General features: G+C 42.3%; 20 protein-coding genes. 10 read left to right on the top strand and 10 right to left on the bottom strand.

Annotated elements, in window-relative coordinates:
* Window positions 1-26: 26 nt before the first annotated feature.
* A complete protein-coding gene (locus AACW75_RS15665) occupies window positions 27-917 on the bottom strand; it encodes a DMT family transporter (protein ID WP_145569058.1) in 891 nt (296 codons plus the stop codon).
* Window positions 918-1,070: 153 nt separating this feature from the next.
* The gene (locus AACW75_RS15660; protein ID WP_029225027.1) at window positions 1,071-2,069 is read right to left on the bottom strand and encodes a porin; all 999 of its coding nucleotides are present in this window, start codon (window positions 2,067-2,069) and stop codon (window positions 1,071-1,073) included.
* Window positions 2,070-2,443: 374 nt separating this feature from the next.
* Between AACW75_RS15660 and AACW75_RS15655 the strand changes: the two genes are divergently transcribed.
* On the top strand, window positions 2,444-3,463 hold the full coding sequence (locus AACW75_RS15655) for a succinylglutamate desuccinylase/aspartoacylase family protein (RefSeq protein WP_017074799.1): 1,020 nt from the start codon (window positions 2,444-2,446) through the stop codon (window positions 3,461-3,463).
* 337 nt (window positions 3,464-3,800) lie between these two features.
* Here AACW75_RS15655 and AACW75_RS15650 read toward each other — a convergent pair whose 3' ends face one another.
* From AACW75_RS15650 to AACW75_RS15630, 5 genes are all read right to left on the bottom strand, one after another.
* Entirely contained in the window at window positions 3,801-4,520 is a 720-nt protein-coding gene (locus tag AACW75_RS15650) for a DsbA family protein (protein WP_102551452.1), read from the bottom strand.
* An 88-nt stretch (window positions 4,521-4,608) separates the two neighbouring features.
* Window positions 4,609-5,205, bottom strand: coding sequence for a protein disulfide oxidoreductase (locus tag AACW75_RS15645; RefSeq protein WP_145569060.1), 597 nt, complete (start codon window positions 5,203-5,205; stop codon window positions 4,609-4,611).
* A gap of 3 nt (window positions 5,206-5,208) precedes the next feature.
* The gene (locus AACW75_RS15640; protein ID WP_145569508.1) at window positions 5,209-7,272 is read right to left on the bottom strand and encodes a protein-disulfide reductase DsbD family protein; all 2,064 of its coding nucleotides are present in this window, start codon (window positions 7,270-7,272) and stop codon (window positions 5,209-5,211) included.
* 95 nt (window positions 7,273-7,367) lie between these two features.
* Window positions 7,368-7,844 carry a hypothetical protein gene (locus AACW75_RS15635; RefSeq protein ID WP_186437169.1) on the bottom strand — a complete coding sequence of 159 codons (477 nt, stop codon included), beginning with the start codon at window positions 7,842-7,844 and terminating at the stop codon, window positions 7,368-7,370.
* Window positions 7,845-8,234: 390 nt separating this feature from the next.
* Window positions 8,235-8,483: a hypothetical protein gene (locus AACW75_RS15630; RefSeq protein WP_145569061.1), complete on the bottom strand. Its 249-nt coding sequence runs from the start codon at window positions 8,481-8,483 to the stop codon at window positions 8,235-8,237.
* A 253-nt stretch (window positions 8,484-8,736) separates the two neighbouring features.
* On the opposite strand from AACW75_RS15630, the gene AACW75_RS15625 reads away from it, so the two are divergent.
* Complete coding sequence (locus tag AACW75_RS15625) at window positions 8,737-10,341, top strand: mechanosensitive ion channel family protein (protein WP_017074804.1); 1,605 nt, start codon at window positions 8,737-8,739, stop codon at window positions 10,339-10,341.
* A gap of 209 nt (window positions 10,342-10,550) precedes the next feature.
* On the top strand, window positions 10,551-11,384 hold the full coding sequence (locus AACW75_RS15620) for a regulatory protein RecX (RefSeq protein ID WP_102551454.1): 834 nt from the start codon (window positions 10,551-10,553) through the stop codon (window positions 11,382-11,384).
* 71 nt (window positions 11,385-11,455) lie between these two features.
* On the opposite strand, the gene AACW75_RS15615 is transcribed toward AACW75_RS15620, so the two are convergent.
* Window positions 11,456-12,250 (bottom strand): response regulator transcription factor, encoded by a 795-nt coding sequence (locus AACW75_RS15615; protein WP_102551455.1) that lies wholly within the window; start codon window positions 12,248-12,250, stop codon window positions 11,456-11,458.
* 261 nt (window positions 12,251-12,511) lie between these two features.
* Here AACW75_RS15615 and AACW75_RS15610 point away from each other — a divergent pair, with 261 nt between their 5' ends.
* The 3 genes from AACW75_RS15610 (at window position 12,512) to AACW75_RS15600 (ending at window position 15,087) form a co-directional block, all read left to right on the top strand.
* Window positions 12,512-13,432: a DUF3187 family protein gene (locus AACW75_RS15610; protein WP_145569509.1), complete on the top strand. Its 921-nt coding sequence runs from the start codon at window positions 12,512-12,514 to the stop codon at window positions 13,430-13,432.
* Between the two features lie 157 nt (window positions 13,433-13,589).
* Window positions 13,590-14,624, top strand: a complete 1,035-nt coding sequence (locus tag AACW75_RS15605) for a porin (RefSeq protein WP_145569063.1) — start codon at window positions 13,590-13,592, stop codon at window positions 14,622-14,624.
* Between the two features lie 151 nt (window positions 14,625-14,775).
* On the top strand, window positions 14,776-15,087 hold the full coding sequence (locus AACW75_RS15600) for a hypothetical protein (protein ID WP_102551458.1): 312 nt from the start codon (window positions 14,776-14,778) through the stop codon (window positions 15,085-15,087).
* A 94-nt stretch (window positions 15,088-15,181) separates the two neighbouring features.
* On the opposite strand, the gene AACW75_RS15595 is transcribed toward AACW75_RS15600, so the two are convergent.
* Window positions 15,182-17,029 (bottom strand): M3 family metallopeptidase, encoded by a 1,848-nt coding sequence (locus AACW75_RS15595; RefSeq protein WP_145569065.1) that lies wholly within the window; start codon window positions 17,027-17,029, stop codon window positions 15,182-15,184.
* Window positions 17,030-17,251: 222 nt separating this feature from the next.
* Between AACW75_RS15595 and AACW75_RS15590 the strand changes: the two genes are divergently transcribed.
* The 3 genes from AACW75_RS15590 to dbpA all read left to right on the top strand — a co-directional run bounded on the left by AACW75_RS15590 (window position 17,252) and on the right by dbpA (window position 20,518).
* Window positions 17,252-17,836 carry a hypothetical protein gene (locus AACW75_RS15590; RefSeq protein ID WP_145569067.1) on the top strand — a complete coding sequence of 195 codons (585 nt, stop codon included), beginning with the start codon at window positions 17,252-17,254 and terminating at the stop codon, window positions 17,834-17,836.
* A 217-nt stretch (window positions 17,837-18,053) separates the two neighbouring features.
* Window positions 18,054-18,962 carry an aldo/keto reductase gene (locus AACW75_RS15585; RefSeq protein WP_145569068.1) on the top strand — a complete coding sequence of 303 codons (909 nt, stop codon included), beginning with the start codon at window positions 18,054-18,056 and terminating at the stop codon, window positions 18,960-18,962.
* A 176-nt stretch (window positions 18,963-19,138) separates the two neighbouring features.
* Window positions 19,139-20,518 carry an ATP-dependent RNA helicase DbpA gene (dbpA, locus tag AACW75_RS15580; protein WP_017074818.1) on the top strand — a complete coding sequence of 460 codons (1,380 nt, stop codon included), beginning with the start codon at window positions 19,139-19,141 and terminating at the stop codon, window positions 20,516-20,518.
* A gap of 122 nt (window positions 20,519-20,640) precedes the next feature.
* Here the strand turns inward: dbpA and AACW75_RS15575 are convergent, their stop codons facing one another.
* Window positions 20,641-20,814 carry an RNA helicase gene (locus AACW75_RS15575; RefSeq protein ID WP_065207028.1) on the bottom strand — a complete coding sequence of 58 codons (174 nt, stop codon included), beginning with the start codon at window positions 20,812-20,814 and terminating at the stop codon, window positions 20,641-20,643.
* 303 nt (window positions 20,815-21,117) lie between these two features.
* Here AACW75_RS15575 and AACW75_RS15570 point away from each other — a divergent pair, with 303 nt between their 5' ends.
* A complete protein-coding gene (locus tag AACW75_RS15570) occupies window positions 21,118-21,954 on the top strand; it encodes a DUF6279 family lipoprotein (protein WP_145569070.1) in 837 nt (278 codons plus the stop codon).
* Window positions 21,955-21,979: the final 25 nt, after the last annotated feature.

The raw sequence follows: 21,979 nt of genomic DNA, 5'->3' as shown, positions 1-21,979 counted from the left end.
CAGTTGAACTATTTATTTCACTAACCCTAAACTTTCTTCAGTTTTGACGGCTTTTTCGTTTCCCAGTGCGTTATAAATGCGACTGACGCAATAATAATAGCAGCCCCGAGCCATAAACGACCCGGTGGAACCCAGCTAAATACAATCCAACCTGCTAAGACATTTAGCGGTAATTTTGCGTGGTCAAATGGTTGTACGAATGAAGCATCAGCGACTGAGTAGGCTTTTACAATTGCCCATTGAGCGAGTGCCGTCATAACACCGATGACAATTAAGATAGCCCAAATCGTACCGCCGCTTGGAGTCTGCCAATCTGGAGCAGCAAGTAGGATGTTAAATGGCGTAATCAATAGTAAAAGGTAGACCACCATGGTTGAAGGACTGTCTTGTGAAGAGAGCTTTTTCACCATTAGTGAGTAGCAAGCCCAAAAGAAAGCAGCGCCAACGGGTAATAATGTTGCCCAGTTAAAATCTTCGCCCCACGGTTCAAGAATGACCATCGCACCAATGAAACCTGCCAGAGTTGCACCCCAACGAGCTGCTCCAACTTTTTCTTTGAGGAAAAGGCCAGAACCTATGGTTGCAAACAGTGGAGAGGTCATGAGAAGGGCAATGCCTTGCCAAATTGGCACGGGGTAAGCGAGAGCCCAGATCCAAAGTTGAATACCGATAACGGATAACAAAACACGGATCACGTGCATTTTGAGGTTGTCGGTTCTTAGTGCTCGGCGGATACCCAAAGTTTTTAGATAAGGGAGAATGGCGCACAAAGCAATGGAATATTGGATAACGGCGACGGTGGTAGAAGTAAGTCCGAAATGAATACTAGCGATTTGAGTTAGGCTGTTAATAACGGCAAAGGCTAAACCAGCGGTTAGCATCCAGCTAGCGCCTTGAATCGGATGGTGTTGTGACATGATGCTTCTAATTATTTGATGTGGTTAACCTATGATACGGATTTAACACAATGAAACCAGAAAAAGCATTGATGAAGTTGGTCAGAATATTTGAATATGAAAAAAGGTTGGGCAATTGCCCAACCTTTTGTCTTTATCTAAAGTCAATTTAGATTAGAAGTCGTAACGAACACCTAAACGAAGAGAATCTTCGCTTTGTGTCTCTAGACCCGCAATTTTCACATCGTCTAGGTTGTTTAATTGGTAAGCAACGTAAGTACGGATAGACTTGTTGAACTTGTATGTACCCGTTAGCTCGAAGAAATCAGCTGTATCTACAGTGATGTTCTGTGTCGCGTCTTTTTCTTGTTTTTGGTACAAAGCAGCCAATTCAAATTGGTCTGTTAGTTTGTACTTAGCCGCGACTTCTACACCGGAAAACTCAGTCTTAGCTTTGTCGTCTAGGTCGCCCATTGTATAGGTAGCACCTAGGTATAGAGCATCCATCTTATAATTGATACCAGCGATCACGGCGGTTGCTGAACCGTTACCAGCACCGTTGTCGTTACCAGAATAACCAAGACCAAAACCTAAGCCCATTGGCAATGTGTAGATACCAGAGATACCGTAACCGTCAGTATCTTTATCTTCGCCAGCGATTAAACTTGCCTTTAAAGAAAGCGCATCAGCATCATAAGCGTATACAAACGTGTTGTTGATCTGCTCGTTGCCTGCGTTAATGAAGGCTTTTTGATCACCAGAGTAGATAGTAACATCCGACATTTCTGAGATTTGAGCGGCGGCTGTATCTTGACGACCTACCGAAACAGCACCAAAGTTACCTTCAAGTCCAGCGTACATGTAGCGTTGTTTAAAGTTATCAGTTTCATCGTTATCCGCTGATGAATTTACGCCTTGTTCTGCTTCGTAGAAACCGAAACCAGATAGGTCGCTAGTGATTTCAGTGGTACCGCCAACATTTAAACGCACACGGCTTTTATTCTTCATGGTTCCGTCGATTTCTTTACCGCCTGACCCGATGAAATCACCACGGAACTCTGCGCGACCGCCAATTTTAAGTTCTGTACCATCAGAGCTGTAAACTGTTGCTGCTAGAGATGAACCTGAAACTAGTGCCGCTACCACTGCAGAAGCTAGAACTGCCTTTTTCATAATCACTTACCTTGTATTTTAAAATCCGTGAGCAATGTGCTCTCCGTTTCGATATGAAGCTAATTTAGAGCAGATAAATTAAGCTTTCATTTCTATAAAATTACATTTTCGTGAATGGGGAACTTTTTAAGTGTTGATTTTATTGCACTTTTATTTCAATGGACTGAGCTGTTTGTGAATGGTTAGGTAAGTTAAGTGTGTTGAATTGCTAACTTTACCAAGTTTCAATTTGGGATAAGTGGTGATGATGTGAGCGAGCTTTATGGGCGGAACAGCGCTTGTAATCCGATTAACTGTTTGTACTGATTAAGATATCCTCTATGATGCAAAAACTCAGAAAGAATAGATTTTGCTCAACAGGACGGAGAAGTTTGATGAAAACAGAGTACTTAGGCGATGTTTTACAAGGTAGGCAGGTTATTGGCTCCTTGAATGTTGAAGACTTACCCGTTGGAGAGCATCAGTTTTGGTTTCAAGTCACCAGTGATGGGCTAGGGCAACCTAAAAATATGCCGGTGTCTGTTTTCAAGGGTAGCCAAGACGGCCCTAAGTTGATGGTCACTGCGGGTATTCATGGTGATGAACTTAATGGTGTGTTAGCTGCTCAACAAATTGTCAGAGACTTAGTGGGCAAAAAGCTAAAAGGCACGGTGACCGTTGTACCTACTGTGAATTTGTCTGGTTTGTTAAACCACAGCCGCGATTTCATCTCTTCTGATCCAGGATCATGCCCTGCTAATCTAAACCGACTTTTTCCGGGTAATGCGCAAGGTTTGGCGGCGGAACGCTTTGTTGCGTCTCTGTGGGATCGCTTGCTCAAACACAATGCCACTTTTGCTGTTGATCTGCATACCCAAACTCGTGGCGCCGTTTATCCTCTCTATGTTTTTGCGGATTACCGAATTGAGCAATGCTTGGAGATGGCTAGATTGATGCAGCCAGATTGTGTGCTCAATGATCCCGGCGACCCAGGTATTCTTGAAACGGTGTGGAATCGCAGTGGGATTCCGAGCATTACGGTAGAAGTGGGGATGGGTAAATTTACTCAACCGGAGATGATTCAAAGAGCTGTCGATGGCGTTGTTAATATGCTGTCGTACTATGACATGCTTGAGTCTAATGAAGCACGTATTTCGTCGAATCAGCCATTGCCTCAAATGGACTGGATAGAAGGGAACAATGTGGTTTCTATTCGTGCTGATATTGGTGGTTTTGTGTTACCTCAGGTAGAACTGCTACAAAGTGTGGAGCAGGATGATCTGTTAGCAATTCAATACGATGCTTTTGGTAATGAATGTCGTCGTTATCATGCACCATCGGTAGGACGTGTACTCAGCTATAACGTCGATGCATTAAGGGAGCCGGGCGCTCTTGTATGTCGCTTGTTGAGTTAGTTAGGTTAGATTTAAGCTGATGAACCAGTACGATTTTCTGTCATTTAAAATCAGCAAAAAAAAGACCGAGCGAGGCTCGGTCAAAGGACAGTTGTCTAGAGTTGTCACATGTATGGACTCTTCGACAGAACTGCTTTCAGAGTAACTAAGATACATTAAGATCCCGTTGCGAGATGGTGACACTTCGACTGCTTTTTTGTTTCAAAACCATGATTTCAGAACTGCTGTTTCAAAGTGTTCTATTATTTCGAAGCAATGAAAAAGCCTACTGCAAGTTTGTGCAAGTAGGCTTTATCGGTTTCAGTTTTGGAGCTTTATCTCTCTTATTTACAATTGATTAAAAAGCGTCATCCACGATGTCTTTTAGTCGATCGTAAGGCACATATCCCGGTAAAGTATTTCCGTTCATCATCATGGTTGGAGTGCCCGTTAAGCCTAGTGCACTGAACGTTTGATGGTTAGTGGTTAGAACCTGGCTTTGTTCTTGAGTTGTTTTTAGTTCCGCCTCTGTTCCCGTCTTCTTAGCAACGGCTTCTAGTGAGCCTTTCGAATGAATCCCACTTTTAGCCATCAGTAATCGGTTAACTTCAGGGAATGCTTTTGGGTTGTCTTTCCATACTTTCATCGCGTATAAAGCGGCATTGGTATTGAGGCCGTCGACTTGCTGCTGTTTAAACGATAAGTACACGTTGATCACTTTGATGTCGTTGTTTTCAGAAGCTAATTGAACCAAGCCCTTTTCCAAGCGTTTACAGTAAGGGCAGTTATAATCGGTAAAGTTAATGATGACCGATTTACCATCTGGGTTGCCCGTAATTGGGTGAGCATCATTGTTATACAGCCAGTCGTGACTCTCTGCTTGAGCCTTCATCGCTTGCTCTTGTCCTGCGACATACTGCTCTAAGCTGGTATGTAAACCTGAGATCGTTGAAGGGTTGTCTTTTAGAAATTGGTTAATTTCTTCAAGTTGCTGAGTCTGTTCTTTGTTTAACTCGGCAAAAGCGCTGCTACTCATCAATGAGCTAATAATCAATGTGCTTATAAGATGCTTTTTCATTTCTATTCTCTAATTTTGTGTAACCGCTAGAGGTTCGTCTTTAGCGATTTAAATCTATTAATAAGTGGCTTATCTTTTACCTGGTTTATTAGGAAAAGTAGGTTCTTAGCCAAAGCCCAATAGGGGAAGTAACGCCTGTTGCGATACTGCTTATTTTTCCATCTTTGATGATGACAATGCTTGGAGTGACGTTGACTCCCCAATCCCTACTGATCGATCCTGAAATATCGTTGATAGTCGGAAATTGATATTCTTTGGCATCCAAAAACCGCTGAACACGTTCGTCTGACCCAGATGACAAGGCGACTGACACCACTTGATGCGAGTCGCTGAAGCTATTAATGGTCGGACTCACTAATTTGCATGCACCACACCATGTTGCCCAAAAATAAACAATGACGGGCTTACCATTTTTGCTTAGCTCGATAACATCAATATCCTCACCTTGGAGTGATTGGCCAACGATTGAAATGGCGTCTCCCTGAGGCATATTCCTGCTGTGATAAAAGTCCATGGCAAATGACACCACGCCAACAATCAGTATCATTGAGACGAGTTCTTTACCCCACTTCTTAAGACGACTTGGCTTGTTGGCTTCATTTTTCAGAGCCTCATTACTTACAGCGTTGTCTATAGTCGAAGTGGCTTTATCTTCGTTTCTGAGAGCGTTTTTGGGAGTCTTCATCCATTACCTCGCAGCGTCGATGGCTTGAACGACCGTCGCGCTGTCTAAAATGACAGGCAATGGGATACCGTTGGTGTAGCTTGGCCCATATACGATGTTAAATGGCACACCAAACCGTCCATTGCTTTGTAGATATTGAGTGACACTCTCGCTGGGTGTTGTCCAGTCGCCTTTCATCAAGACAATGTCTTCTTGTTGTAGGTGGTTGTAGACAGGATTTTGAAGAATGACACCGATCTTGTTGGCTTTACAGGTGATACACCATTCTGCTGTTACATCAACAAATACCGTTTTGCCTTGCTCAACGAGCTGAGGGATTTGTTTCGCGTCAAGCTTTTGCCAAGCAAGGTCATCAACAATTGGTGTTGACCAATTATCAGCGGTAACACTTCCTATGATTAACGCAGCGCCAAACACCAAGGTTGTGGTTGCGACGATAGGAATAAGTACTTTGCGACCTAACTTACGGCCAATCCAAATCAAGACTGATATCACAATAAACAGTGACAGTAATATTGTTGGGAATTTGCCAATAAACGGCGTCATCAAGCTTGCTAGCCATAAGCTAGTGGCAAACATCATCAAACCAAAGATTAGCTTGACCTTGAACATCCAAGCTCCAGGTTTTGGGAGCAGTTTGGTCAAGCTTGGGAAAGCTGCAAAGATTAACCAAGGCGCACTCATACCTATACCTAAAGCAATGAATATCGCCCACAGTTCTTGGTAACTCGCCCCTAATGCGTAAGCCACAGCCGTACCTAAGAATGGCGCACTACAAGGAGTAGCAAGCAGTGTCGCGAACATGCCTTGGACAAAGTGACCGCTGTGGGAGTCATTACCTTTGGTGGCCATCCAAGTGTTCATGCTTGATGGCAATCTGAATTCAAATAGACCGAGCAAGTTAACCGAGAACAATAAAGTGATGATCAACATGAAACCAATGAACCAAACATTTTGGAATTGGATTCCCCAACCAATTGCGTTACCACCCATTTTTAGAACGGTCATGCCAAAGGCCAACAACGCGAAGGAGGTAATCACCCCCATAGCTGAAGCTAAGAATGAAATTCGGATGTGACGATTTGATGCGCCTTGGTTGTGAATGATGCTGTTTAACTTCATCCCTAATACTGGCAGTACACACGGCATGATATTGAGTATCAAACCACCAATGAGGGCAAAGCCAAGCATCACCCAAAAACCATTATTGCTCTCTTGGTATGCGATAGGCTTAGAACTAACCGGTGCAACCATTTCTTCCGCGAAGTTGGTATCAGAAACAGTGATACTCACAGTACGATCGGTTAAGTCGACTTCTCCAAGCCAGTTGCTGACATCGTAGACCGCGGTCAACGTATTACCTGTAATGTGGACCGCTGGTTGAGCAAAGAAGTCATCGTTCACTTCTTGGCCGTCGATCAGAACCTGAGGCTTATCCCAACCTTCTTTGCTCGTTAACTGAGTAACCAGCTGTTGTTTACTCTTGTCCCAGAACAGTCCGTTAACTGAGGTACGATTCGCTTCTCGTGGAGATTGGCTCATGCCTTGGTTGAATAAGAACATTGCTTCCTCATCGAGCTGCAATGTTTGCGTGTCGATAGGGAGTTCGATGTCATAGTCAGTCAAAACACAGATATTCGTACACGACGGAAATGAGAGAGAGGCTCTGAATACCGCAGGCTGCGTGTTGTCTTTCAGCGTTAAGGTAACTGGAAAGCTGACGTGCTTTTTGTAACCTAACGTCATCACACCGAGTTGTTCGTAGTACTTAGGAATCGGCCAGTGCCAGTCTACTGATTCTATATTCGTTGAATCAGACCAGTCCCAGCTTGGTGGAATACCGCCTTCACCAGGGCTACGCCAATAGGTTTTCCAGTCTCCGTCGAGCTCAACATCCAATATGGTTTGAATTGTTGAACCGTCATTCGACTGTTCACCCGTCGACATCATTCGCATTTTTACAGGTGGATGCTCAGGTGCACTTATCCAGCCCGTAGTCTGTGCTAGAGCGGTAAATGATGTCATAACCAAAACGGTAATGATTATAGTTTTCGTGCATGTACGCATGCAGAGTGTCAACGAGTCGACAAACTTATTTAGTAGTGTGTTGTACACAAATGTATCTCCAAAAAATAAATAAAAGGGTGGAATAGCCCGGTTATTTATTCTCTAAATATACAGTGCTTTAGATGTAACCGAAGTTTTGTTGGTCTGGAAGAGCGATGATTATCTCTTGATAACCTTGAGATGTGAGGTGGTAAGTTAAATGCGACAGCGAGAAGCAGAACAAAAGGGGTCAGCCAGCCCGTTTTAGGCGTGGCAAAGGTGAGCATTTTTGAACTTAGGCTGCAGGAGCTTGAATTTGGTGTTGTCAGCATTTTAGACGCTTCAGCACCGAAAACACTGGCATAGAGCTCAGACATTTTATCGAAAGATGCGACGTTTGCTTGTGGGTGGCTGGTTTCTGCGCCGACAAGTATTGATTGTCCAATTAAGGAAGCTGAAGTGGTTACTTTGTTTGCAGACAGAGTACTTGCCAGACAAGTTACGATAACCAGTCCGGTAAGAAAAAGCGCCCAAAGAGAATGCTTTTGTCGGCGATTCTGTTTGGATAAGAAAAGTAGTGGTGTGCTTTGCAAATCAGTCAGTCGTTGAATTAGTTAATAATTAAAGCTAGCTAGTCGAATTGCGGCTAGCTTAGATAACTTTGCTTCGTGCCACAAGTCATAAAATTGTCAAAGTAACAGGGCTGCATTAATGTCAGCGCCAACAACTCAGGCATCGAGGTCTGACTTAAGTTCATAATAATCTGCTCTTTTCGGTTTTTCGCTGATTTGTTCACCAAAGTAATGGTTACCTACGAGCTAATTATACGGGCGAGTTAAGGGAAGAGTGGTCTTGATTGCAGTTAAGACAGCAGTAAAAAACAGGCATAAAAAAGCCCAATCATTCGCTAGGAACCAGATTGGGCTTACTTCATTCGACTTTGTTAACTGATTCTTGGGATTCCAAGGTTTAGTTAGGATGATTTAGTGAGAACGACGTGGACCGTTACGTACTAAGTCTTTGCCATTTTCAAAGATTTCTTTAGTGATCCAGCGAGCGAGCAGAACTTTGTGGCTGCTGTTGAATACAGCAACGAAGTGACGACCATCAGAGTTATTGGTTGCCATGCCTACGCCTTCCACGCCTTCGAGGCCTAAACCACCAGCTTCAACCGAAATTAGGAATTTTTCTAGCTCTTCCAGAGACTCAATAATATCAAGTTCGTTGTTCATTTTTTATGCTCTCTTACTGTGAGCCAACATCGGATTAAAGGTGCTTTAGTGCATGCGCCCAAGTGATGACATTGCTCGTTGTTCTTTGTTGGGTGCGTACTTTACAGGTCATAAGAGGGGATTGGAACTCTCAAATATTAGATACGGATTGATTTTTTGCGAATTTTTAACACAACATACGTTTAAATGCTTGTTATCCATATTCTTTTTACTACTATTTATAGGGTCAATTTAGACAATAATAGGAATTAATATGATGAAGGTTTGGCGTTGTCTATTGTTAATGTTGACGCTTGTCGCATTTGGAAGTTTTGCACAAAGCGTTGATAAAATAACAGAAGTACAAGACCAGCTAATGCTGGACCTAACGACTCTAGAAACAGCCCACGATGCTGAAAAGCCTTTTCTAGAAGATATCTTGAGACGAAAGAACCAAGCGTTGCGTGAAGAGATTTTTTCCCAATTATCATCCGATAAAAAGGAAGGCTTAGATGCTGTTCTTGCTCAACAGGTTGAGCTTTTACAACATTTGCTTTCATTGAATGAAGTTAAAATTGTCTCGATGAGTCAAGAGAACCGTTCGGCGGAGGGAGATGCGAAAAAGCGCCTTGAGCTGCTGATTCAAAAGCGCATTGGGATGATGGATGTTTATTATCAACAGCTCTCTAAAACCCTAAGTTGGTCGAAAGAAAGAGGCGTTGAGGTATCGGCTGAGGAAGATCAGCTAAAAGCCGCTTTGATTTCTCGTTCTCAATATCTGATCAATGCGATTCTTTACACAGACACTCAACGTCAGGATTTAGAGCGTCGTTTGTCTTTTGTTAGCGAAGAAGAAAAGGCGACGATTAAAACTGAGCTAATACGCTTCAGTGAACGAACCAGTGTAATGGCTGCCAGCTTAGAGAACAATATCTCTATGATGAGCCCGTTTGGTGTGGATGTGACGTCTTACAAGCGCATTTTATTGGCAACCACAGGGGATATTAATGCTGACGTGCTGGATGTTGATGTCGCGTTAGACCTATTGGACGGTTGGTTGCGTTCGTTTAGTTCTTGGGCGTTTGACAATACCCCTTCTTTTGTCGTCAAGCTCGCGCTGTTCTTAGGTATTTTGTATGTGACTCGCCTTATTGCCAACGTTGCTCGTAAAACGGTTCGTAAGAGCGTTTCGCATTCAAAAATGGATTTCAGTGTTTTGATGCAAGAGTTCTTTGTATCAATTGCTTCCAAAGCCGTCGTGTTTATCGGTTTGCTTATTGCCCTGTCTCAGATAGGGATAGAGCTTGCACCGTTACTTACTGGTTTTGGAGTCGCGGGTGTCATCATTGGTTTTGCCTTACAAGATACCTTGTCCAATTTTGCATCAGGTTTGATGATCTTAATCTATCGCCCTTACGATGTTGGAGACATGGTTAAAGTTGCTGGCGTTCAAGGAACAGTAAAAGACATGAGCTTAGTGTCTACTACGATTCAAACCATCGATAACCAACGTTTGGTGATCCCGAATAACAAGATTTGGGGTGATGTGATTAACAACATTACTGCGGAGCGCGTTAGACGTGTTGATATGGTTTTTGGTATTGGTTATTCCGATGATATCGATAAAGCGAAAGGCGTGTTGAACGACATCATTCTTGCGCACCCTTTAGTGCTTAAAAAACCAGAACATATGATCAAGCTTCATACCTTGAATACGTCTTCGGTTGATTTCGTAGTGAGACCTTGGGTTAAGACTGAGGATTACTGGGATGTATATTGGGATGTGACGGAAACCGTGAAGAAACGCTTTGATGAAGAAGGCATCACGATTCCATTCCCACAACGCGATGTACACATTTACAATCACGAAGAGAGCTAATACAGAAAGGGTTAGTACGAAAATAGCGAGTACAGAGAGACCTATTTTCGGCTTATAGTCGACCTCTTAGTGTGAAATTAAATGGACGCGTGAATACGCGTCCATTTTTAATGGCTATCAGTTTATCTGAATCTCGTTCTTTTATGTCATTTCCCTATCTTAGAATTAAGTTATGATGGGGTAGGCTCAGTCTGGACAGTTGAAATCGAATGGATAATCCACAGCAAAAAACGAATACTAGAAATACAACGGTAAGAAAAGCGACGCGAATTGAAAGTGTTATGAACTCTGCGATGTGGCATTTAACTCAGAGAGATATGACGGAAAGCGAGCTGATTGCAAAGCTCAAAGTGAAAACCGACAATCAAGAATGGATAGATGAAACTTTGGGCACCTTGAAAGGCTTTGGGTATCTCAAGTCTGACCAAGTGTTTGCAGAACAATTTGTGGAACAAGCTTTTTCTGGTGAATTTGGCTCTCGATATATTGTCGAAAAATTGAAGAAGAAGGGCCTAAAGGACTCAGTGATTTCTGATGCCATCCATAAGGTGTCCTTTGAGAAATCTATTGATGAACAAACCATCTTAATAGATCGAATTAACCACTATTACACAAGCTTTACCATGAGCCGTGAAAAGCTTGTGGCGACACTACAAAAGCGTGGTTTTAGCTATCAACAAGTGAAAGTGGCGATTGATCAGCACCCGCAAGCCCATGAACTTATGAGTAACATGCAAATTAAAGCAGAGAAGGCTGACTTAGAGAAAGAAGTGCTTAAGTATGCTCGTAAAGGTAAAGGCTTGACTGCTATCCAGCAAGAATTGAGACAACGACAAATAGATACCAGTGAACTGCCATCGTTAATCGACCGATTGATTAATGAAGAGCAACTGGATTTCTACTCTTCTTGTTTAGAGCAGTTACAGAAAAAATCCTATGATCTTAATGACCATAAAGAACGCTCTAAAGCTTATGCAATGTTGAGTCGAAAAGGTTTCTCTTCTGATGAGATCAAATTTGCTCTGAGTGAAGGTAACGAGTAATAGGCGGTATCGAGCTTAAGACATATCTAGTTGGAGAAACATCGAGCCTGAGAAATATTGAGTGCCTTATTTTAACGTGTCGTGTGGATGTTTTCTGTAAGACCTAGGCCATTGCGTAAGGCGAATTGAATGAGCTCGTTATGGTTATTTAAATTGAGCAGCCCAAGCATTCTATACTTATGAGATTCTATGGTTCTTGAACTTAAGTGAAGTTGCTCTGCGCAATCTTTCGCGCTAAACCCTTGAGCAATCAGCGCTAAAACTTTGGTCTGCTTTTTTGTCAGTAATAGTAGCTTATCACTGTCGTCTTCTAGTCGGTTCTCATTCTGTTTTAGCGTTCTAGCTAGTGTGGAATGTTGCCAGTAACAAAGCCAAACTTCACAGACTAACTTTAAGCGTTTGATGTCTTCTAGGTCGAAATTGGTGTCGGCATCGTGAAAATTAGTAAAAGACAACGCTCCCCAACGTTGATTAAATAGCTGTAGTGGTATGATACAGTGCCATCGTCCCCCTTCTTTATACAACTGCTTTAATACATAGTTATCGCTGTTTATGAGCTCATCTTTTGAGAAGGTTAGATAGGTCTCGTTAGTCTTCAAAAGCTTCAAGTAATCAAGATAATTACCACCAATAAGGTTCTTCTTGTTAACTGGAGGAATGTGTTTTTTGGAGACTGAGCACGTCTTGCCATCTTCTAATAAGACCATTGAATTTGGGTAAAGTGTAAGACGGTCAATACCAAACCAATCAAGTACGTCAAAGCTCGCTTGCGACCAAGTTGTTTGAAAGTTGTTTGGGTCACTATTGATCAAAGTTGCAGATTGCTTCATTAATAATTGTTCAAAGCTATAGTTAGAAGCGCTCACATTTTTTCCTTATCAATAGTTCGGCTACTCATTCACGCGCTGAAGATATTCGCTAAAGCACGACAGCGCAAGTTAACATTACAAGATCGCGAAGGTGTTCTAAGTTCTCTTTTTTTATAACGCTTTATTATATGAGGCATAGCGAAAAGCCGTACTTTTACTGCAGCAATTGAACGGTGTTTTTTATAGGCTCACGGCATTTAATACCACCGAATAAAAACCGTGATTATTTTAAGAGTACTACTGACCTTATCATTGTTGATGCTAACTTCTCGTACAGCACTAGCGTCTCCTCTGTTTGTTTATGCCCAATCTCCAATACATTCAAATGTGCTTTCAACTCAGCTTCGTTCTGCTCAACCTAATAGAGCGGGAACCATTGAATTCAAGTCCTCTTATACCCAGGCGAGTATATGGGCTCATACAGGCGCTTATTCACTCGATTATTATCAGAATCAATCCAACATTGCCGTTCAGTGGCAAGCATCTCCAATATGGAAAACAGAGTTAGATTATCGAGTCGTTACTGCTAAAGACAATGGATTAGACAGCTTTGTTATGGGATTCCATGATCTATTCGGTATTGGACAGAATGGCCGTGATGAAGTGGCTGAAGATCAATTCACAATGGATTTTAACAATGCGGGCGTCCATGTGTCTGACTTTGAAGGTGATGATTTAACTAATGCGCTGACTTTTTACAATGAACTACTGCTGTATTCTAGAGGGCCAATATCGCTCTCGGCTGGTGGTTCGTTGTTTTATAACAATGTAAAAAATGGACAGTTTGCGAGAACAAGCTTCGAGCAGGGTGTTCAACTCAATTACAGCTACATCACGCCAAGGCATAGCATATTCTCCACTCTCGGGCTCGTACATCGAAACAGCGATGGCTCTTCCGCTAGAGATGAAAACCTAAGCATTGAAAACCTCAGTACAAGTTGGGCGATAGGGTATGAATATCGCCTGAGTCAACGCCACAGTTTACTTATCGAATCTCTCAACTATCAAGGCTGGGCGAGTAATGACCCTGACTTTTCTGAAACCTCTAACGAAGTGGTCGTAGGATATCGATATCGTCTGTATCAACTCGCGGTTGAAGCTCTGATGATCGAAAATATCCGTAACATGGATAACACTACCGATATCGGCTTTACGCTCGGATTTAGATTCTCAATGTAAAGTAAGTGTCAATATATCTTTATTTAATTAAATTCACAGAAGGTATGAAATTTCAGTAGTTTTACGGTATATCAATAACGTATTTTTTTGAACAATAGCGCCATTCCAAAAGGCCGGTTTAACAAGGCCAAATTAATATATATAGGTAGTGGTTATCATGAAAAAGACATTAGTAGCACTTGCGATTGCGAGCATTTCAAGTTCAGCTTTCGCTGTAAGCACAAGCAGCCAAAACAGCCAAAATGAAGACATGTTTGCATTTGATTCAATGCATAAAGATCAATTTTCAGTATCAGGTTCTTTCGGTGTTGGTGGTTACTACGACACAGGTTCTAAAGCGTTTTATGATGACTGGGCGACAGGTCTTACTCTTGCAGTAAACTACCGCAACAACCGTATTGTTGGTTACTTCGAAACTGACTTGATGGTGAACTACACGACAGACAACAACGTTTCAGCGAATGACGCAGCAACGGCGGGTTGGACAAACGGTATCGATACTGGTCCAGCAACTGACGTAGATAAAGCGTGGCTTGGTTTTGATACTGGTTTCGGTATCGCTTCATTCGGTTGGGAAAACGATACGGCGTTAGATAAAGTAGATGGCGCTGGTGATACAACTTACGAGTTTGGTGCTTCTGCTGGCGACGCTTCTGATGCGTTCAACGTTATTAAGTTCCAAGGTGCAACCAATGGTTTTGCTTACGGCGTTTCTTACTTTGAAACTGACGACGATCATAACGATGCTGACAAAGGTATTAACGGTTACATCGGTTTAGAGCAAGAGGTGTTCAACCTTTACGCTGGCTATGAATCACGTGATAACGATGCTGATTACGAAGTATATACGGTGTCTGGTAACGTAAAAGTTGGCGACCTTACACTAGGTATGAACTCTTGGATTGATGAAAGCGATTCTAAGAAAGACACTGGTTGCTACGTTTCAGGTGGTTACGCGGTTTCTGCAGACCTAACAATTGCAGCGGGTTACGCATCTAACAGCAATGAATTAGATGGTCAATCTGACGTAGATTCTTCTTACATCAACATCGCTGCAATGTACCGTATCGCTGATAACGCTGACATGGGTATCGATATCAAACAAGATCTAGATGGTTACCGTGTTGGTGAGACTAGCGCACAATACGACGAAGAGACACACGTATTCGCAGCAGCTTACTACTACTTCTAAGATCTCAAATACTGAAACTGAATGCTATGGTGTAATCGCTTGCCCGGTCGTTACACCATATTCTCTTCTTTATGCAGTTTAAGCATCCACAAATCGACATGTGGTATGCCACTCAAGTATTACGAGTGGAATTATTATTTGGAGAAATGTAATGGTTAAGAGCATTACGGCTAAGGGTGTTATTTATGGAAATGATACCCTATTTACGTGTAAGCCTAATCGAAATGGATTATTTGAATTAGCACGTAAACATGGAAGAGTTGCTGGTACTCGCCCGCAAGATCTCAAAAACAAGGTTTATGCTGAATCTCTTGATGAAGCTTGGCATTTACTCAAAACAGAAAAGTTTTATATTGTTTTGACGGGACAAGTGTTTGGTATTCACAGAAAGTCTTTACGAAGCGTTGATTCTGTCGATATTGATTTCGAGAACGAAACTCAACCGGCTTGTGTCACGATATAACGCCTAGTAGAAAGCTAAGATTAGTACAAAAGAAAGGACGATCAGTGATCGTCCTTTTTTGCTTTTTAGGGATGTTTAGATATCGTTTCGCTACTTATCGGCCGTATTGTTCGATAATAAAATGCTCAAAATCGTCACACATTTGATGATTTGATTTGTTATTGTTTGCTAATTCTAACGCGCCATCGACTATCGATATTTTGGCGTTCAAATCGGCAGCTGGTGCTTGTTCTCTCTCAGAAAGTTGTTTGATTTTCTTCTCTTCAATCACCCATGCTTCTTCTGATGATAAGTTACACTCGTCAGCAAGATATTTTGCATTAAACCCTTCTCCGGTCAGGCTTTTGATTGTTCCGTTATGGTCAACGCTATTGCCTTTATGCCAGTAGTGTTTAGCCAGTAATGGACCAATCTCTGGGTTATCCGTTAAATAACCAAACTTGTCGGTGAAATAGGCGCGAGTTTGATAAACCGCCATATGAGCCAATAGATAACCTTGGTAAGCGCAAGAAGCCTCATCGGACAGTAAATGTGGAATCGCCATTAACGGACGTGGGCTGCAAGACAATCCAAGAATCGTTTTCTCACTATGGCGAGCAAGAGCTGTGATTTTTTCCGGCGTAAGATCTTCATCAGCCAATTCGTAAAGCGCGCGTTCAAAGTAAGGAACCACAAGAATGCTGCGTTCTTCATAGGCTTTGAATGGTTGTTTGTTATCAATGATAGCTTTAATCAATTTGTCTGGCACAGATTGGCCTTCTGAATTCAGAGCGTACTGTTTTAGCCAGTCGGCATCGGTCAGCAGACTGTCGCAGAACATCGATTGGGTTTCGGCATAAGCCATTGAGGTTGGTGCAAATTCTTGAGAGAAACAAGGCGCATTCATTTTAACGTTAGCGAAATGCGCGGCGTGGCCACCCTCGTGAAACAGCGTGTTAATCCCGTCATAACCACTGCCTATTTGATCGGGTTTTGCGTTGCTGGTGAAGTTTACTTGAGCTGCAACCCAAGCTCCTTGATCGTAGAAAGAAGGAATGGGTCCATGACAAAAGCCATTAGGGTATTTTCCTTTGCGGTCGAGAAGATCCAATTTTAGCGTAGCTTGAGAATAGTCGATGTTGAGACGACCAAAAGATTCGATCCACCGTCTGAGCGACTTTGAAAATGGAACATATGGGTCCAAGTCATTCATAACATCACCAGCAAAAGAGTAGATAAAGTTATGGGTTTCCAGTGCACTCTGACCTTTTTGCTCTGCTAAGTTGGTCAGGCTTTTTAGATTGTTATCACGCGTACGTGTTTCGAAGTCATCCAGAATCGTGAACAACTGTTGTGTTGTCATTTGTTCAGTCTTAACCACCGAATAATCAAAGAAGGTTTTAAAACCCAGTGATTGAGCAAATTGGTTACGTTTTTTGATCAGTTCAATGAAGCCGTTAGCCAGCAGCCACTGTTCTAAATCTAATAGTGCTTGGTGTGCAGAAAGTCTTACTTTTTCATTACTATTACTTCTAACTGCTGAGCCTAAAACTGGCAGTGATCCTTCTGTTTTATCACCCGCTTCATTTACGTAAGTCATCACATGATTTTGTTTTTTCTCAAACAGTTCAGCCTCAAACTTTATGAGTTCGGCTTTAAGCTTCTGTGACTGCTCAGACTCAATAGCGTGAGATCTAAAGGTCGCTAACCAACCATTCAAGCCTGTTAGCGTACTCTCTTTTTCTAGGGGATCTTGAATTTTATCGATAGCAGCTAGTTGCGTTTCGATAGCAGCAATTTGTTCGGTAGAGCTTAGAAATTCAGTCCATTGAGTCTGCGCGAGTGTCGAGCCATCGTGGTCGTCACTGATCCCCATATATGTATCCCAAAAGAAGTCTTCTTTCGCTTTATGAGTCGCAAGATACTTTTGATTCAATTGGTTGAGATAGTTCGTTGCAGTCATGACATTCCTTGAAAATTAACCAGTAATTTCAACATTATGACACATTCATTGAATGTATTTTGTGACGATAGATATAACAGAATGCAAGTCTTCTTAGTATCAAGCTTGTTAATATTAGCCATTACCAATAATTTTTTAGCTAAAAAGAGGTCAGTCAATAAGTTGTTTGTCGGCTGGTCACGTATAATGAACGCTTCATACCGCGCGAAATAAGCACAATAAATGAGAACTCTTCCAGTCTTAATCCTACCTTTGTTATTGGCTCTGAATACCCTTTCATCCTCTGCGCAAGCGAGTGAAAGCTGGTGGTTGCGTACGGTATTCAACAGCAGTTCAGCTCAACCTAGTTCTCAAAATTATGTTAACGATAATGACCTAATGGATTGTGGCGAGATCGAAGGTGCTCTTCTGTGCAGTGATTTGACGCGGTATTACGATCTGGATGTTTATGTTGAATTGGAGTTGGGCGACTCAAGCGTCGAGGTGGTTCGCTTAAACCTGCCATATTCGAACCTAAGTTACACAAAGCTTCAGGCATACCTTCGCCAAGATGGCTTTGCTCTCAGTTCTATTCGTATTGGGGAAGATGAGTTTGATGTGGTCGCTCAACTCGAACAAGCGAAGCGTGAGGGAGTTGGTTACGACATGGTAGATAAACAACTCGTCAAATTCATCAATACTCCACATCATTCCTCTGAGCAAATGAGTTTATGGAATGTGCCTAGTTCTTCCTCATCTTCTTCAGTTCCTTGGATTCAATTACATAGTGATGGTGACAACTTAACGGTTGAACTAAATCGTCTTTAATTGCTCAAATTTATAGATAGTTTCGTAATTCATTAGGGTAAACAAGCCTTTTGGGAGAACGGCTGACTGGCAGACAGCAAGCTATTATTGATTTAAGTGTTCGTTTTTCTGTGGCTCTCACATTTTTAGTAAGCGTTTACCTTTGCCATTTGTTATACGTTGAGCCCTCGGTAAAACGAGCTTACGATACGTTCAGTATTGATAAAGGAGACAACCCATGGTTGCAAGAGTAACGACAGCGCCACAAGGCCCAGAACTTTCTGAGTTGGTGCAAGGATACTGGCGTACAGCAGAGTGGAGCATGACCCCGCAACAACGCCTGACTTTCCTGAAGCAGCACATTGATCTTGGTATCACAACTGTTGATCACGCGGATATTTACGGTAACTACCAATGTGAAAAGTTGTTTGGTGAAGCATTGGCGCTTGAGCCAAGCCTTCGTGATGATATCCAAATCGTCACCAAGTGCGACATCAACTTGTGTGGTGACCACACTCCTGATCGCAAGATCAATCACTATGACACCAGCGCGCACCATATTTACCAATCAGTAAATAATTCTCTAGAGCGCTTGGGTGTAACCGAACTGGATGTATTACTGATTCACCGCCCAGATGTACTGATGAATGCAGATGAAGTAGCAGAAGCGTTCGCTGAACTACATAAGGTCGGTAAAGTTAAGCACTTCGGTGTCTCTAACTTTTCACCACGTCAGTTCGACTTACTGCAATCTCGACTAGGTAAGCCACTGGTGACTAACCAAGTTGAAATCAATCCATTGAACTTCGAAGTAGCCCACGATGGTACGCTAGATCAACTGCAGATGAACCGTATTCGTCCAATGGCATGGTCTTGTCTCGATGGTGGTAGCATCTTCAGTGGCGATTCAGCACAAGCAATTCGCGTTCGTGATGAGCTAGAAGCGATTCGCCAAGAAGTGGGTGCGGACAGCATTGACCAAGTGATTTACGCTTGGGTTCGCCGTTTACCGTCTAACCCGATCGCGATTATTGGCTCAGGAAAGATTGAACGTGTGAAGACTGCCGTTGATGCACTGAAAATCGAACTGACTCGTGAGCAGTGGTATCGCGTATGGGTTGCATCTAAAGGCCACGGTGTGCCATAGAGACCTTTGGGGTCTGGCATTTATCCTCAGACTTAGATGTTTCAACGTAAAAAACCAGCACCCCAGCTGGTTTTTTTATATTCGCCTAACATGTTGCTCCAAAACTGTGATTAAGGTGGAATAATTTTCAAAAACACTCATAATGCACTTTGTTTTTCACCAGTTGGATATTTCCATTGAGCACTTCAAAATTCTCTTCAATCGCCCTTAAGCCAGAGCTTCTAAATACGTTAGATTCTCTTGGTTATACTGAAATGACGCCTATTCAAGCGTTAAGTCTTCCTATTATTCTGGATGGCAAGGATGTTATCGGTCAGGGTAAAACGGGTTCAGGTAAAACAGCTGCCTTTGGTTTAGGCGTGCTGCAAAACCTACGCGTTAAGCGTTTTCGTGTTCAATCTTTAGTGTTATGTCCGACTCGTGAGCTTGCAGACCAAGTAGCAAAAGAGATCCGTACTCTTGCTCGTGGCATTCACAATATTAAAGTGCTGACACTATGTGGCGGTATGCCAATGGGCCCACAAATTGGTTCATTAGAGCATGGCGCACACATTCTTGTGGGCACTCCTGGTCGTATCCTGGACCACCTAGAGAGAGAGCGTATTGACCTGTCTGAGTTGAACACACTTGTGTTAGATGAAGCCGATCGCATGCTGGAAATGGGTTTCCAAGATGCACTAGATGCTGTTATTGAAGCAGCACCAAAAGATCGTCAAACGTTATTGTTCAGTGCAACTTTCCCTAAACAGATTAAATCTGTTGCAGACCGCATCATGAATAACCCTGAAATGGTGAAGGTTGAATCAACGCACGATCACTCAAGCATCCAACAACACTTTTATAAGGTTGAAGGTACTGAAGCTCGTGATGACGCACTAGAGCTAATGCTTCTTCATCATCAACCAGAGTCAGCGGTTGTGTTCTGTAATACTAAGAAAGAAGTACAGAACGTAAATGATGAGCTAAGCCACCGTGGTTTCAGTGTTATCGAGCTTCATGGCGACATGGAACAGCGTGAACGTGACCAAGCTTTGGTTCAGTTCTCAAACAAAACCATCTCTATCTTGGTTGCAACAGATGTTGCCGCTCGTGGTCTTGATGTTGATAACCTAGATGCTGTGTTCAACTTTGAGTTGTCTCGCGATCCTGAAGTACACGTGCACCGCATCGGTCGTACTGGTCGTGCAGGAAGCAAAGGTGTCGCAATTAGCTTCTTTAGCGAAAAAGAGATGCACCGTGTTGCTCAAATTGATGAGTACATGGATATGCCAATCGAACCGTCACAGTTGCCAGCTAAGCCAATCGCTAAGCCATATTACTCTAATATGGTAACTATCCAGATTGATGGTGGTAAGAAAGCGAAACTTCGCGCAGGTGATATCCTTGGTGCGTTGACAGGCCAAGGCGGTATTGATGGTAAATCAGTAGGTAAGATCAACTTGTTCGCGATGCGCGCTTACGTTGCTGTAGAAAGATCAATGGCTAAGAAAGCATTAGGTAAAATCGAATCAGGTAAAATGAAGGGTCGTCAATTCCGCGCCCGAATTCTGAAGTAGTTCGAGATTGTAGCCCTTTATTGTAAGTGTCTTGTTAACGACATCGCAGTAAAGGGTTCTCCACAATTTTTAACCTAGGCTTTCTTGCCAAGGTTCGCCTACCAGGGATATCCAGAAAATAATTATTCGTCAGGTCTGAGCGAATAAATATCGTTGATATGTTTCCCTTCACTAAGATACCAAGTCATCGCTTCCTGTCGATTACTCGCGTTTATCGTAATTGTGGTTAGTTTTCCATCGTCAAAATAGCAAAGCTCGTACTCTAACTCGCTTGTATAATGAGGAGTAGCGGCCATAGCTTACCTCCCAAATATTAATCATTTGAAAATAAATAAACCATTCGTTTATAGGGTTCGTTTACATCAAATGAGCAATAAAAATCAAGTTACATCACTGCCATTAATTATTTTTAGTTTAATCATTTGCCGAAATAGCTAGATTAGCAAGTCTGAGTCTCAATTTATCTCAAAGTTTTTACGACCATTGCTTATTAAGGCTACTTTTATAATAGTTAGAATTAGCGTTATAAGAATTAGAGCTGGCCTTAAAAGGGTGAGTTAATGGATTTGTGGCTTTGCTGAATATCGTGGGAGGGTTAAATGAGAAAGTGTCGATGGTTAGTCTTATTAGTCTGTTTTGTTTTCGCTGGGTGCGGGACTAAATTTGCCTACAACAATATAAGCTGGTTTGCGGTTAGCTATATTGAAGACTTTGTTTCTCTATCCAACAGTCAAGAATCAGAGCTCGAAGATCGCCTCGACTTATTACAGCAATGGCACAAAGAAACTCAATTGCCGCTGTATATTTCGCAATTAGAAGCGATTCAAAACCTAGATCGTTCTGGTATGAACTCTACTTTTATCGTTGACCAAAGTGAACAAACTAAAAATCATATTCGCTCAATCGTTAATAAGTTTGCTTCCGATATTTACGCGTTAAGTATGCAGCTTACCCCTGAGCAAGATAACGAATTCTTAAAGAACTTTAGAGAGAAACAACAAGACTATTACCAAGAAAGATTGTCATTGAATGACGAAGACTCTAGAGAGCGATACCGAAATCGATTAGAAGACAGGCTAGAACGATGGTTAGGGTCGGTATCGAAAGAACAAAAAAAGATTATTATGGCTTGGTCACAAGAGTGGATAAATACCAACGACAACTGGCGGCAATATCAAAATAATACCTATCAAGATGTATCGATACTTGTTGAAAAGAAGACCGATCTGCATATTGCTCAGCTGATTATTATGAAGCTTCTGCTTAACCATGAAGCGTATTATCCTGATGATCTTGAGGCTACACTTGCCAAGAACACGGAGACATCCGCTAAGTTTTTGGTCGATATCGCGGCAGTGAGTAGTGATAAGCAATGGTCTTATTTCATGAATGAGTTAGAGAGCCTCAAGTCAACGTTGATTACATTGCAAGAGTAGTGCGCCTCTAAGCAAAATCTGTATA

Origin of the sequence: Vibrio sp. L3-7 (assembly GCF_963898195.1) — a bacterium.
Classification (GTDB): domain Bacteria; phylum Pseudomonadota; class Gammaproteobacteria; order Enterobacterales; family Vibrionaceae; genus Vibrio; species Vibrio echinoideorum.
The sequence above is the reverse complement of the archived record's forward strand: the minus strand, read 5'-3'. Positions and strand labels throughout refer to the sequence as shown.